9 protein-coding genes are annotated in these 14350 nt (G+C 36.8%); 7 read left to right on the top strand and 2 right to left on the bottom strand.

Features of this window, described 5'->3' with window-relative positions; all coding sequences use genetic code 11:
• The first annotated feature begins 153 nt into the window (after nt 1–153).
• From DBO93_RS15395 to DBO93_RS15365, 7 genes are all read left to right on the top strand, one after another.
• Nucleotides 154–990 carry an MbnP family copper-binding protein gene (locus tag DBO93_RS15395; protein ID WP_162533803.1) on the top strand — a complete coding sequence of 279 codons (837 nt, stop codon included), beginning with the start codon at nt 154–156 and terminating at the stop codon, nt 988–990.
• Entirely contained in the window at nt 983–2125 is a 1143-nt protein-coding gene (locus DBO93_RS15390) for an MbnH family di-heme enzyme (RefSeq protein ID WP_108457134.1), read from the top strand. The genes DBO93_RS15395 and DBO93_RS15390 overlap by 8 nt, the downstream gene beginning before the upstream one ends.
• Nucleotides 2126–2550: 425 nt before the next feature.
• Complete coding sequence (locus DBO93_RS15385) at nt 2551–3552, top strand: porin (RefSeq protein ID WP_108457133.1); 1002 nt, start codon at nt 2551–2553, stop codon at nt 3550–3552.
• A 68-nt stretch (nt 3553–3620) separates the two neighbouring features.
• A complete protein-coding gene (locus DBO93_RS15380; RefSeq protein WP_108457132.1) occupies nt 3621–4634 on the top strand; it encodes a TAXI family TRAP transporter solute-binding subunit in 1014 nt (337 codons plus the stop codon).
• A 176-nt stretch (nt 4635–4810) separates the two neighbouring features.
• The gene (locus DBO93_RS15375; protein WP_108457131.1) at nt 4811–6844 is read left to right on the top strand and encodes a TRAP transporter fused permease subunit; all 2034 of its coding nucleotides are present in this window, start codon (nt 4811–4813) and stop codon (nt 6842–6844) included.
• Between the two features lie 55 nt (nt 6845–6899).
• The gene (locus DBO93_RS15370) at nt 6900–8909 is read left to right on the top strand and encodes an ATP-binding protein (RefSeq protein WP_162533802.1); all 2010 of its coding nucleotides are present in this window, start codon (nt 6900–6902) and stop codon (nt 8907–8909) included.
• Between the two features lie 131 nt (nt 8910–9040).
• Nucleotides 9041–10417 carry a sigma-54 dependent transcriptional regulator gene (locus DBO93_RS15365; RefSeq protein WP_108457129.1) on the top strand — a complete coding sequence of 459 codons (1377 nt, stop codon included), beginning with the start codon at nt 9041–9043 and terminating at the stop codon, nt 10415–10417.
• A gap of 128 nt (nt 10418–10545) precedes the next feature.
• On the opposite strand, the gene rpoD is transcribed toward DBO93_RS15365, so the two are convergent.
• Both rpoD and dnaG read right to left on the bottom strand, forming a co-directional pair.
• Nucleotides 10546–12384 carry an RNA polymerase sigma factor RpoD gene (gene rpoD / locus DBO93_RS15360; RefSeq protein ID WP_108457128.1) on the bottom strand — a complete coding sequence of 613 codons (1839 nt, stop codon included), beginning with the start codon at nt 12382–12384 and terminating at the stop codon, nt 10546–10548.
• A gap of 136 nt (nt 12385–12520) precedes the next feature.
• On the bottom strand, nt 12521–14284 hold the full coding sequence (gene dnaG, locus DBO93_RS15355; RefSeq protein ID WP_108457127.1) for a DNA primase: 1764 nt from the start codon (nt 14282–14284) through the stop codon (nt 12521–12523).
• Nucleotides 14285–14350: the final 66 nt, after the last annotated feature.

Genomic DNA, 14350 nt, shown 5'->3' with positions numbered 1-14350 from the left:
ATCATTGTAATAGTAGTTGTTACTTTTAACTATGATGATAAATTTTATATTAACAGCTGTAATAAATACTATGTGGACCTTATGTTAATAAATAGGCGCTATACACACTTACTTATACTCATGATTTTAATAAGTGTAGGAGGCTGTTTTTATTTGGGCAATTCGTCAAATGAACAGAGGATTGATCTAAGTTTATCATGGCGAGATGCTACGCTTGACTGTCAAACAACTTTTCATGCAGGCAAAAACAATAAAACGTGGTTTATTGAGCAGTTTCAATTTTTTATTAGTGATATTGAAATTGGTTCGACAAACGCGGGGTGGCAAAAAGTTAAATTAGCTAAAACTCCTTTCCAAAATCAAAATACCGCTTTGATAGGCACAAACTGTCAAACTGAAAAGTTGCATGCCAAGGATTTAACCAACGTGGCAAATGATGCTAATTGGTCAATTAAGTACACAACTCCCACAGATATAATATTGGATGAAAACAGCGGTATTCGTTTTACGCTAGGCGTGCCGTTTGAGGTAAACCACTTAAATCCTATCAGCCAACAAAGCCCGTTAAATTTACCGTCAATGTTTTGGATTTGGCAAACAGGCCATAAATTTTTGCGTTTAGAGCTTGCCGCTAATCATGAGAAGTGGCTATTTCACTTGGGCTCTACAGGTTGTAAATCAGTTAGTGCAATGCGAGCACCTAAAAGTAATTGCCTTTACCCTAATAGGTTTAATTTCGAACTTCCCCTTGGTATTAATAGTAAAAATGCTAAAGGTAACCTTGCAATAAATGTAGACTTAGCTGAATTGCTAAAGCATGTTGAATTATCAGCATCATCTAGCTGTCAGTCAGAACAAAATAATAAGAGCTGCCAACAACTATTTGATAATTTATTGTTAAATAATCAAATTAAAAGTGCTGAAACTGAACCTGGTGTTTTTAATGCCGTGAATACCAATCATAAAAGTAAGGGAAGTACGGTTGAATAAGCTTTTAACAATAACCATCTTTTTAGCTCTGAGCAGTTTACTTTTTTCGTGTGATAACGCTAAATCGATAACAAGTAGTTATAAGTGGCCTATTATTGAGGGTTTTCCAAAGCCACAAGTACCTGACAGTAACCCAATGACTGTTGAAAAAGTAGCATTGGGAAAAACTCTTTTTTTTGATAAAAACTTATCTGCTAACCAGCAGCAATCGTGTGAAAGCTGTCATCAACAAAAGTATGCATTTGCCGAGCCTTTGACTATTTCTATTGGTTCAACTGGTGAAGTACATCGAAGAAATGCGCCTGCATTGGTTAATATTGCTTACAATAAAACCTTAACATGGGCGCACGATGGCATCACTTCATTGGAACGACAAATTTTACTACCAATGTTTGATGAGTCTCCAATTGAATTGGGTATAACTGGCCACGAAGATGAAGTCATTGAGCGGTTTAAAAGTGAAGCATATCAGCAGGCTTTTCATTTAGCCTTTCCAAAAGAGCCGATAAGTTTTGAGTTAATAGTAAAAGCTTTAGCTAGTTACGTACGTAGCTTAATCTCATTAAATTCTCCTTTCGATAAATATGCCTATTTAGGTGATGATAACGCAATTTCAGCAGCGGCTATTCGTGGTATGAACTTGTTTTTCTCTGAGCGCTTGGAATGTCATCACTGTCATGGAGGCTTTAACTTTACACAATCAACTACTCATGAACAGCAACTTATCGATCGTCGGCCGTTTCATAATACCGGCTTGTATAATGTGGAAGTAAAACCAAAACAAAATGGTTATCCCGCTACAGATATTGGCCTTGCAGAAGTTTCTACCTTAGCAAAAGATAATGGTCGTTTTCGTGCGCCAACGCTGCGAAATATTAGTCATTCAGCACCTTATATGCATGATGGCAGTGTTGCGACACTTGCTGAAGTTATTGATATTTATGCCGCTGGTGGGCGAAATATTGAAAGTGGTCCACTAAAAGGCGATGGACGCACTAACTCGATGAAAAGCCAGTTTATCAAAGGCTTTGTACTTACCGAGGAAGAAAAAAAGGACTTATTAGCCTTTCTTGAGTCGTTGACTGACATGAATTTTTTAACCTCACCAAAACATAGTAAAGTGGAAACACAATAAGTCAGACTATTTGATTTGAGATGAATGCTAATTATGCTTCTATTTAGCCAGTCGTCTGACACTTTAGTTATTCAGAATAAGTATTATGATGTAAGCCTTTCGCTTCAACCTCTTTGGTAAACATCTGAATATCTTTCATTGCTTTAGTGACTTGTTTTTATTTTCTCGCTTGAAGAGCGAATTTTTCACCACTATGCCTTGTACTATTAAATATCTATAAATTAGGTAAAAATATTCCTTCTGTTTTTGGTAATAGGAATTATTTTTCTCATGCTTAAAATAATATCATTTAGATTCAATTAGTTAATTTAGGCATGACTTGTGCAATATATATTGTGATGGGGAAAGTAAAACGAAAACAAATAATATAATTCTTACAACATTCATCACCCAATTAAATTAAAAGCACAATATAAGGGAATAATATGAATACTAAATTTAACTGCATTTTCAGTGCATTGATAATAGCTGCTACAACAGCCGCACCTGCATCGGCAGAAATTGCTACTGAAGGTGAATGGGGAAAAGTGCAATTCTACGGCAGCTTAAGAGCACTTGTTACTAAAGAAAAAGAACAAGAAAGCGATGTTGCCGATGGTATTTCACGTATAGGCATTAAAGGCTATGTTAATCTTTCTGATGAATGGAAGGGGACTTACCAACTTGAGGGGAGAATTGTTTTAGATGATGGTGTTATTAATAGTGATGCCAGCGATTATCATAAGCGTATTACTTTTGTTGGTTTGAAAAATAAAGAGGTTGGTGAAATCAGGTTAGGTAAACAATATTCACCACACTACTTATGGACTGTGTTGCCTATTGATATTACTTTTCATAATCCTAGACACTACAATATTAGATGGAATGCTAGCGAGAACTCGTCAATTCGCGAAGCCAACTCAGTGGCTTACTTTTCACCATCGTATAACGGGTTAAGTATTGGTGTGCTTGCAGAGATAGATGGTAATGATACTCAAAGCTCTGGTGTAGATAGTTACAACATCGCAGCTAAGTATAAAATCGGTGCATGGCAACTGGGCGTATCTTATTTTGATCGTAGTGATGATCTGCGTATTAACGATGCCATCAAACCAGATGCTGACACTCTTGCGGCAGCACTTCAATATAAAGCTGATAACCATAAGGTTGTTTTACGTTATCAAAATGAAGATGTATCAGATGGTACAGAATTTAATACTATCGGGTTTTATTATTCATACACTCTTGAGTCTGGTATAACGCCACAATTTAGAATTTACAATTTAGATAATGGCATTATTAAAGGCAATCAAATAGCGATTGGCGCTACAAAGAAATTTAACAAATATGGCGAGGTTTTTATTGAATACACCGATTACGATGATGAAGCTGCTCAGCTAAAAAATCGCGATGACGACATAACTGTCGGTGTAAAAATATCTTTCTAAGACCTTATCTAATTACTTATTTTAAGTGCAAATATAAGCACATAAGCTTTAATATTTTGGAGAATGACATGAATAAAATTAAATTAGCAGTCACTTGTATATCATTAATAATATTGCCTTTATTAGGACAAGCCGCTGAGAATAAAACACCCAGATCTTACATTTTATCAACCGCGTCAACCGGCGGAACTTTCTATCCAGTAGGTGTTGCAGTAGCGACTTTAGCAAAAATAAAACTAGCCCCTCAAGAAAAACTATCTCTATCTGCTATTACCTCGGCAGGCTCTGGTGATAACTTAAATTTAATGCGTAAAAACGAAGCACAATTTGGCATATTACAAGGTTTATATGGTGCGTGGGCGTGGAATGGTATTGGCCCCTTTGAAAAACAAGGCGCAAATAAAGAATTTCGTTCGGTGAGCATGTTATGGAAAAATGTTGAGCACTTCACGGTTAAAAAAGATGCCGTTAAGGGCAACAACCTAACTGATATGAATGCACTTTATAATGAGTCGTTTTCGATTGGTAAAAGAAACTCAGGAACCGAAGGTTCAGGCAAGTATATTCTTAGCGCTGTAGGTATTAATACGGATAAACTAAACAATGTTCATATGGGATACGGAGCTAGTGCTGGCGCCATGCAAGATGGTCGTATCAAAGGCATGAACACTCCTGCTGGTGTGCCTGTTAGTGCGGTTACACGTGCTTTTTCTAGTGAAGGTGATAATTTGAAAGTATTGAATATTTCAGATGAATCATTGACAAAAATTAACAAAGATTTCCCATTATGGGTTCGTCAAATAATTCCAGCAGAAACTTACCCTAATCAAAAAGAACCAATTAATACTATTGCTCAACCTAACTTTTTAGCCGTAAAAGCTGATTTGCCCGAGCAAGATGTTTACTTAGTTACCAAAGCTATTTATGAAAACTTACCTTTCTTACACAGTATACATTCGGCAACAAAAGTAATGAGTATTGAGAGTGCAATTAGCGGTTTAACCGTACCACTTCATCCTGGAGCAGTTCGTTATTATCGTGAAGTAGGTGTTGAAATTCCGGCACATTTAATCATTGAATAGATAATTTATACCCATTCTACATTAGGGGTTTAGTGTTTTGTAGAATGGGTTTTAAGTGATATAAAAATGCAATGAACACTTCGTCGAAAACGCCAGTAACCTAAATTATCTCATTCAATAGAGCGATAATTATCTTAAAAAAACATCAATTAAAAATATCAATAGTTGGATAAATTATGAATATTAAAAATATAAAAATCCCCATGATATATTGGCTAGCAGTTTTATCAAGCCTCATACATGTCGGCTTAAATTACTTCGCTATTATTCCTGAAAATTGGGCTGCAGCCACTCATTTTGCGTTATTTGGTTGTCTTGGCTCTCTTATACACTTTAAAAAATTATGGCAACAAATAGCTGTTTCAGTTGGTATTATTGCTAGCTCAACATATCTTATATTTGCCGAAGACAGTCTCTATGAAAGAGGACAAACCTTTATTGGTACAGATTTCTTTTTCAGTGCTTTAGCTATTATCTTGGCTTTAGTCTTAATGTTTAAAGCTATTGGTTGGTTCATTCCAACTTTAATTGTTGTTTTTCTAACGTATATAACCGTTTGGGGCCAATACGTAACGGGTGTGTTTAATTTTCCTGGTCTGTCATGGGAAACTATGCTTTTTCGCAGCTATTTCAGTACTGATGGTATGTTCGGTACTATTGCTCAGCTGTCTTGGACCTTCGTTTTTATGTTCGTTTTGTTTGGTGCTTTTTTACAAGTATCAGGTGCGGGCGATTACTTATTAAAAGTTGCAGGTAAACTTGCATCACGATTCAGAGGCGGTTCAGGCTTAGTGTCGGTTTTAGCCTCTGGATTAATGGGCTCAGTTTCAGGTTCTGCCATTGCTAATACAGCGGCGACTGGTGTTATTACTATTCCATCAATGAAAAAGGCAGGCTATTCAGCTGAGTTCGCGGGTGGCGTTGAAGCGGCAGCATCGACTGGCGGGCAACTTATGCCTCCAGTAATGGGCGCAGGTGCTTTTATTATGGCTTCGTATACTCAATTACCTTATTTAACTATTGTTACTGCAGCCTTACTTCCTGCCTTACTTTATTATATTACAGTAGGTTTTTTTGTTCGAGCGTACGCGATTAAACGGGGTATTGATATCCCGAACAAGTTAGCTACTGACTCATCAGAATGTGATGATAATGTTAAAAACGGCTGGAGACACTTAGTTTCTATTGGTATATTGGTCACGTGCTTAATCATTGGTTTTACTCCACTATATGCTGTAGGCATGGCAATAGTTTCTATTATCCTTTTATCTTGGATATCAGAAAAACCCATGAAACTAAAAGAAATTAGTGATGCCCTTGCTGAAGGCTCCAAAGGCATGGTGGTTACTGCAATCCTATTAATTACAATCGGATTAATGGTAAATGCTATTACTACGACAGGCTTAGGAAGTACTTTTTCATTAATGGCAATTGAGTGGGCAGATGGTAGTTTACTGATACTCATCGTATTAATTGCCGTTGCTTCACTTATCTTAGGTGCAGGATTACCTGTAACTGCTTCTTATATTATAGTGGCAACATTATTAGCCCCTGTGCTTAGTGACCTGATTTCATTACAAGTAACAACAGAAGTTATTAATAATGGTTCGTTATCGGTCTCTAAGGATATGATCGCAACTTTATTACCTGCTTTTGCCGATGGCAGTATGCCATTGTCAGATGCTTTATTAGCAGCACCAAGTGAAATTCGTACTATGTTATATGACATGGTGTTATCACCAGAGATTTTAGCGAGTTCTTTATTAGCGGCTCATTTAGTTATATTTTGGTTATCACAAGACAGTAATGTTACTCCACCAGTATGCTTAGTTGCTTACACTGCAGCGGGTATTGCTAAAGGCGATCATACTAAAACAGCCTTTTGTGCTTGGAAGCTTGCTAAAGGGCTATATATTGTACCTATACTAATGGCGTACACTGGATTAGTGATGGGTGATGCTGAAGAACGTATTCTCATTTTTGTATTTTCTGCTATAGGTCTATTTTGTATTATCGCAGCCTGGGAAGGAGTTGTAATGGACGTTATTAATCGAACTAACAGGTTGGTGCTAGGGGTTGTCGGTACTTTATTACTCTGGCCGTTTGACGGAGTTTTACTAAAAATAGTGTTATCTGTAATATTCTTAGCTTATTTACTTTTTTCATTCATTCAATTTAATAAAAAAACTACCTGTGCCCAACTTGTTTAAACAAAAGTACATACCACTTTTATTTGGGCTAACTTTTGTTAGCCTAGTGATTGTGGTGCTTTTAATTTGGATTAAAGATAGTCAAAACGCATCTTTATTTCGATTGTCTCTCATTGAAAAAACGCTCACTAGTACTTTAGAAAAGTATCAATATCTGCCTAAAATATTATCGCATGATACTCGTTTAAGGTTAGCGGTTGAAGATAATGATTATGGTTCTCAACTCAATGAATTATTAAAATCTATGCAGATTTCTGCTGGTGTCGACATTCTTTATTTAATGAATAATAAAGGTATTGTTATTGCCACCAGTAATTATGATCAACCCACCAGCTTTATGAACAATCAGTATGAGTTTAGGCCTTACTTTGAACAAAGTATGCGCGAAGGCAGTGGCTTGTATTATGGTGTTGGCATTACGAGTAAAATCCCTGGTTATTTTATTTCTTCTCGAATCGAAGGCTTTAATTCAGGATTTGGCGTTATTGTTGCTAAAGTTGAGCCTAATAATATTGAGCGTTCTTGGCAACAATTGACAGGTGATGTGTTAGTGGTTGATGACAATGATGTTGTTATTATGTCGGCACAAAAATCATGGAAATATAATAGCCTTACTGCTCTTTCAGCCAACCAATTAGAGAGCATTAATAAGCATCAACAATTTGCAGGTCAAACTCCTAAATTAATCGTTAATAACTCTTTTTACCTTAATTGGGCCTCATTAACGCTTTGGGAAATTGATGATCAGCACTTCTTAATGGAGTCTACTCAATTAGGGAAAAAAGAAAATACGTTATTAAAAAATTGGCGACTTTATTACGCACTACCTTTGAACACTATTATTGAAAAGACCATTTTTAGCAGTTTAATCATAGCGTTCTTATTGTATGGTCTTTATGTTTTTATTAAGCATCTCCGGTTTATTGAATACACACGTAATTTGAAAGAAAAAACAGATCAAAAGCATCGTGCTGAAATGCAGCTGATCATTGATCAAACGAAAGTTGGAATTTTAACACTTGATCAAAAAGGTAATATTCTCAGTAACAATGCCACTTTCCAAGCCTTGTGTAATTATGATGATAGTGATGAAATTAAAGGAAAAAACATAAATAAATTTGTTGGATTACCGAAAAGGTTTGAAGAAGCTATAAACATCAAAGAAACATTTACTGAAGCTTCGTTAACGGACAAAAGTGGTAGCTCGGCATTGCCAATCATGTACATTATTAGTCCTATCAACATTAACGATAGTCTGTATTTAATGACTATTGTGAATATTACTAAACGTAAAAAAGTAGAGGAAGCATTAAGTTTTGCTAACTCTCGTTTAGAAAAGCTCGTTCAAGAAAGAACCTTAGCGCTTAATGCGGCCCAAAAAGAACTCATGCGCCAAGAAAAAATGGTCGTTCTAGGCCGAATGGCTGCGGCAATAGTACATGAATTAAGCCAGCCTTTAGTTGCCTTTAAAAGTGCATTAGCAAGTATTGCTATTAAACAACAAAGAAGTGATTGGGAAGGGGTAAACACCTCGTTGAATAACCTACTCCCACTTTGTCATAATATGCAGGATATACTTATTCAATTAAAATCATTTGCTTATCAAGGTGGTAGCTCAACTAAAGCAGAAAGTGTTGATCTTAATAAATTAATTACACGCTTATTAAGTACTTACCTTGAAAATAATGCTGCGACTATTGATATCACACTCGATGCGCAAACACCGCTAGTGAGTATGAATTCGACTAAACTCGAAATGGCCATTGGCAACTTAGTTAGGAATGCATTAGATGCTGTTGAAAAATCAGAGCAACCTAAAGTCTTTGTTTCAACTCAAGTGATTGATCAACATGCCTTTGTTATTGTTGAAGACAATGGTGGCTTAATGGATGAAAGTGTCGTTGAACATATCTTCGAACCTTTCTTCACAACAAAATCTATTGGTAAAGGGCTTGGTTTAGGCTTAGCGATTACGAATAATATTATTAAAGAATATGATGGGAATATTGAGGTGAAATGTTTGGAGAACTCTACACGTTTTACCATTTCATTGCCTTTATCCTGAAATAATAAGTGCTTTAAATATAAGATCTAACGGTTTAATTAAGGTTAAAATAAATTACACAAGTTCATATAAATCGCTTTATTTCAATTTAAGCACTTATTGATAAAATATACACTGTACTGAAGGACAACATGACCGATATTGATGATCTAACTGCTGAAACTTGTGAGGTCGTCATCGTTGACGATAATAAAGACTTACTGACGAATGTTTCTGACTATTTATCCCTTCATTTTACAAAAGTTCATTCATTTCTAGATCCCGCCGAAGCCATTAAGTTTATTTATAAAGATTTTCCAGGCATTGTGGTTAGTGACATCAAAATGCCTGAAATTACCGGAGTTGAACTGCTTAATCAGGTACTTAGCTGTGATAAAAATATTCCTGTTATATTAATGACTGCGCACGGTGATATATCTCAAGCAGTTCAAGCGGTACAAGAAGGTTGTTATGATTTCATTGAAAAACCTTTTGAGCCTGAGCGACTCTTAGAAAGCATTAATAGAGCCATTGAGAAACGGGTATTAACTTATAACCAAGCCCGTCTGCGCAATGCTTTAAAAAATAAAGATGCCATAGAAACTCGCTTAATGGGCGTTTCACCTAAAATGGCTAAGTTACGCCGAGATATATTGTCCGTTGCCAATTTAGATGTACCTGTACTGATCCACGGTGAAACAGGTGCAGGTAAAGAGGTCGTTGCTAACTGTTTACATGATTTTAGTGACCGTAAAAAAGCCGAATTCGTAGCTTTAAATTGTGCTGCAATCCCCAAAGACTTATTTGAATCAGAGTTGTTTGGCCATGTAAAAGGTGCATTTAGTGGTGCAGATACTACCCGGATGGGAAAATTTGAATTTGCGAATAAAGGAACCGTATTTTTTGATGAAGTAGAGTCTATCCCTTTAAGTGCTCAAGTAAAAATATTACGTGCATTATCCGAAAATAAGGTTGAAGCTTTAGGCTCCAACCTTGCTAAAGATATCGATATTCGTATTATTTCAGCGACAAAAGAAGATCTAAAAGATAACCCAAACTTTAGACAAGATTTATATTTTCGTATGCAAGTTGCGGAGTTATATATCCCACCGCTACGCGAAAGAAAAGAAGATATATTATTGTTGTTCGAACACTTTTCGAGTCAGTTTATGAATCAAAATAACATTGAATGGTCAGGTGCGGGAGTTAACCTTCAACGTCAGTTACTAGAGTATGACTGGCCGGGTAACATTCGTGAATTGATCAATGTTGCTACTCGTTGTGTTATAAAAAATTGTCATGATCTTAATGAACTGCTGAATCCAAACGAGCAAGACAAGCAAGATAAACTCGTACAGTCGTCTTTGAAAGATCTGGTTAATGATTTTGAAGCCAATATGCTTATTAATTCTCTTCAGCGTCACAAGGGCAGTGTTCAAGCGGTTCTTGAAGAGCTTAATATGGAACGACGCACTTTTAACTTAAAGCTAATTAAATATAATATAGATAGCCAGCTTTATAAAAAATAGTGTTCGATTGATCTAGGTGTGAATAGCCGTTACTGAGTATTAGCAGTGGTTTTATCGGACAAATAAAAAGAGCATATTAGTTAAACTAATATGCTCTTTTTTTATGCTTTAAATTACTTTATGTAAATTTATTCGCCGTCTAAGAAACTTTTAAGTTGCTCAGAACGAGAAGGGTGACGCAATTTACGTAATGCTTTAGCTTCAATTTGACGAATACGTTCACGTGTTACGTCAAACTGTTTACCGACTTCTTCCAAGGTATGATCTGTGTTCATATCGATACCAAAACGCATTCTTAATACTTTAGCTTCACGTGCTGTTAAGCCCGCTAATACTTCGTGTGTTGCATCTTTTAAGTTTTCAGACGTTGCTGAGTCAACTGGCAATTCACCGCTACCATCTTCAATAAAATCACCTAAGTGAGAATCTTCATCATCACCAATAGGGGTTTCCATTGAAATTGGCTCTTTGGCGATTTTTAACACTTTACGAATTTTATCTTCTGGCATAATCATGCGTTCAGCTAATTCTTCAGGTGTTGGCTCGCGACCCATTTCTTGTAGCATTTGACGTGAAATACGATTAAGTTTGTTAATCGTTTCAATCATATGTACTGGAATACGGATAGTACGCGCCTGATCGGCAATTGAACGTGTAATTGCTTGACGTATCCACCATGTTGCATAAGTTGAGAACTTATAACCACGACGGTATTCAAACTTATCAACCGCTTTCATCAAACCAATGTTACCTTCTTGAATTAAATCCAAGAATTGTAAACCACGGTTTGTGTATTTTTTAGCAATTGAGATAACCAAACGTAAGTTAGCTTCTACCATTTCTTTTTTCGCACGACGAGCTTTCGCTTCACCGATTGACATACGACGGTTAATGTCTTTTATGCCATGTACGTTAAGATAAGTTTCTTCTTCTAACATGTTTAGTTTGTAAATGCAGCGTTCAACATCAAGTTCAATGTCAGCCATTCTCTTCGAGTGAGGAAGATCAGCAGCTTTTTGCTCTTCAAACCAACTTTTCGAGGTTTCGTTACCTGGAAAAATTTTGATGAAAGTAGTTTTTGGCATACCAGCACCAACCACACAGTGTTTCATGATTAAGCGTTCTTGAACACGTAAACGGTCCATCACACTGCGCATGTTTTTCACTAAGCGATCAAATACTTTTGGTACGATTCTAAATTCTTTAAAGACTTCAGCTAAAGCGTCAATTGCCGCTTGTGCACTAGCATGACCACGGCCTTTAGTCTTGATGACTTTATTGGCATGTTCGTATGCTTCACGCAAAGCAGTGAATTTTTCACGCGCTTCTTCAGGACAAGGACCGGTATCTTCTTCTTCCTCGTCTTCGTCATCATCAGATTTATCTTCTTCTGCTAACTCTTCTTTAGAAAGCTCAGAACCGATATGCGTTGCTGCAGCAGGAATTTCTTCATCTTCAGCGTCAGGGTCTAAAAAGCCAACGATAATATCGCTCAAGCGAACTTCTTCAGCTTCAAAATTATCCCATTGCTCAAGCAAGTAGTTTATTGCTGGCGGGTATTCTGAAACGCTGCGCTGTACTTCTTTGATGCCTTCTTCGATACGCTTGGCGATTACAATTTCGCCTTTACGTGTCAATAGCTCAACTGTACCCATTTCACGCATATACATACGAACGGGATCAGTAGTACGACCGATTTCACTTTCAACGGTAGCAAGTGCTTGCGCCGCAGCTTCAGCTGCATCTTCATCAGTATTGGCTTCACTCATCATTAACGTGTCGTTATCCGGTGCGTTTTCAAACACCTGAATACCCATGTCGTTAATCATTCGAATGATGTCTTCAACTTGATCTGAATCGATAATATCCTGAGGGAGATGATCGTTAACTTCGGCAAAAGTTAAATAACCTTGCTCTTTACCTTTGGTTATTAACTCTTTAAGTCTAGATTGTGGGGCTTGATCCATTGACGAGTGTCCACCTATTTATGGCTATCAAAATTACAACAGTAAGCCGGAAATTATAGCGAAATGTTTACTAAATTACCAGTCGTAACTGTTTTTTGTTGTTAATTTAATGCTGAAATATATTCAGCACGTTATATTATTTTTGCTCACTTAGTAGGCTATGTAATTCGCCTATTTCAGCTTTGGTTAATCCCTCAGTGCGTTGCTTTTCCATTAATTCATTCGAGCGATTTTCTAAAAATTTATTAAGAAACTTTTCAATAATATCAAGAAAAGTATCTTCAGCATGACCTGTTTCAATGTGATGCTCGATACACATTATTTTCGTTAACTGCTTTCCGGCTTCTTGATCTCTAAAATATTCAATAAGCTGTGCACTGTTAACTTTCGGGTTTTGCTTACATAACCTAAGTAACTCGTTAAGTAACGGAATGCCCGGTAAATTTAAATCTGCCAATATATTTGGATCAGGCAGCTTTTCTACTATATGGGGATGCTCGAGTAATAATGCAATAGCGAGTCTCACTGGAGTTATTTTTGGTCGCTTCGGTTTGACTTTATTTTCAGTCGTATTCGCAAAGTTTTTATGCAGTTTTTTTAACTGTAACTCGTTACTTGCGCCAAATTGATTTGCTAGCTTAGTGACTATAGCGTCTTTAAGATTACTTTCTGGCAGTTTAGCTAAATAAGGTTGAAATGCGCCTACAGCAGCGCCTTTTCCTTCTGGTGAACTCATATCAATTTGCGTTAATAAGTGCTCAAATAAAAATCGAGATAAAGGAATGGCATTGTCTAAGATACTTTCAAAAGCGTCTTGGCCTTGCTCTCTGATCATTGAATCGGGATCTTGCCCATCAGGTAAAAAAACAAATTTAAGGCTATAGCCATCTTGAATCATTGGCAGGGCGTTATCCATAGCTCGCCATGCAGCATCACGGCCAGCTCGGTCACCATCGTAACAACAGATAACTTCTTTCACGGTGCGAAATAATGTTTGTAATTGCTCAGGTGTGGTGGCTGTACCAAGCGAAGCTACTGCGTAGTCAACACCATGTTGTGCAAGGGCAACCACATCCATATAGCCTTCAACAACCACTAAACGGGTTAATTGCTTAACGGCTTGTTTAGCTTCAAATAAGCCATATAACTCTTGGCCTTTATGATAAATACGTGTTTCAGGCGAGTTAAGATATTTAGGCGTGCCGTCACTTAATACTCGTCCACCAAAACCAATAACACGACCACGTTTATCACGAATAGGGAATTGAATACGGCCTCTAAATCGGTCGTAAGGTCTATTTTTATCACCTTGTATTGCCATGCCTAAATCAACAAGTTGCTGATTTATTTGGCCGCTGCGACCAAATGTTTTCATCATGCCGTCCCAGGCATCGCTGATATAGCCGATACCAAAACGTTTTACTATTTCGCCACTTAAACCTCGACCTTTTAAATAATTAATGGCGACATCTTTATCGGTGGCAACTTTTAACTGTTGTTGATAAAAACGGCTTATTTGTGCCATTAATTCATAGTCGTCTTGCTTTTGTATATAAGCTTTTTGATCTTGTTTTTGCTGAGCTGGAGAGCGATTATTTTGTTCTCGAGGCACTTCCATATTGTAATGGGAAGCCAGTTCTTCAACAGCATCTGGAAACTCTAAACGATCAAATTCCATTAAAAACGAGATAGCATTACCGTGTTCGCCACAACCAAAGCAGTGATAAAATTGCTTGTCTTGACTAACACTAAAAGAGGGGGATTTTTCGGTATGAAAAGGGCAGCAAGCTTGGTAATTTTTACCTGCTTTTTTTAAAGGTACGCGAGAATCTATTAATTCGACTATATCGGCACGTGCCAATAGGTCATCAATAAATTGTCGAGGGATCATACCAGCCATAAATACCATTACTTCTATTTAAAATACTATTTTTACACAATTAATATTGGGAGAATAGTAACTTTA

Source organism: Colwellia sp. Arc7-D (assembly GCF_003061515.1).
Taxonomy (GTDB): domain Bacteria; phylum Pseudomonadota; class Gammaproteobacteria; order Enterobacterales; family Alteromonadaceae; genus Cognaticolwellia.
The sequence above is the reverse complement of the archived record's forward strand: the minus strand, read 5'-3'. Positions and strand labels throughout refer to the sequence as shown.

Excerpts from the sequence above, each read along its gene's own strand:
- dnaG (WP_108457127.1), bottom strand. The coding sequence starts at position 14,284 with ATGGCTGGTATGATCCCTCGACAATTTATTGATGACCTATTGGCACGT.
- DBO93_RS15375 (WP_108457131.1), top strand. The coding sequence starts at position 4,811 with ATGAATATTAAAAATATAAAAATCCCCATGATATATTGGCTAGCAGTT.
- DBO93_RS15380 (WP_108457132.1), top strand. The coding sequence starts at position 3,621 with ATGAATAAAATTAAATTAGCAGTCACTTGTATATCATTAATAATATTG.
- DBO93_RS15365 (WP_108457129.1), top strand. The coding sequence starts at position 9,041 with ATGACCGATATTGATGATCTAACTGCTGAAACTTGTGAGGTCGTCATC.
- DBO93_RS15385 (WP_108457133.1), top strand. The coding sequence starts at position 2,551 with ATGAATACTAAATTTAACTGCATTTTCAGTGCATTGATAATAGCTGCT.
- rpoD (WP_108457128.1), bottom strand. The coding sequence starts at position 12,384 with ATGGATCAAGCCCCACAATCTAGACTTAAAGAGTTAATAACCAAAGGT.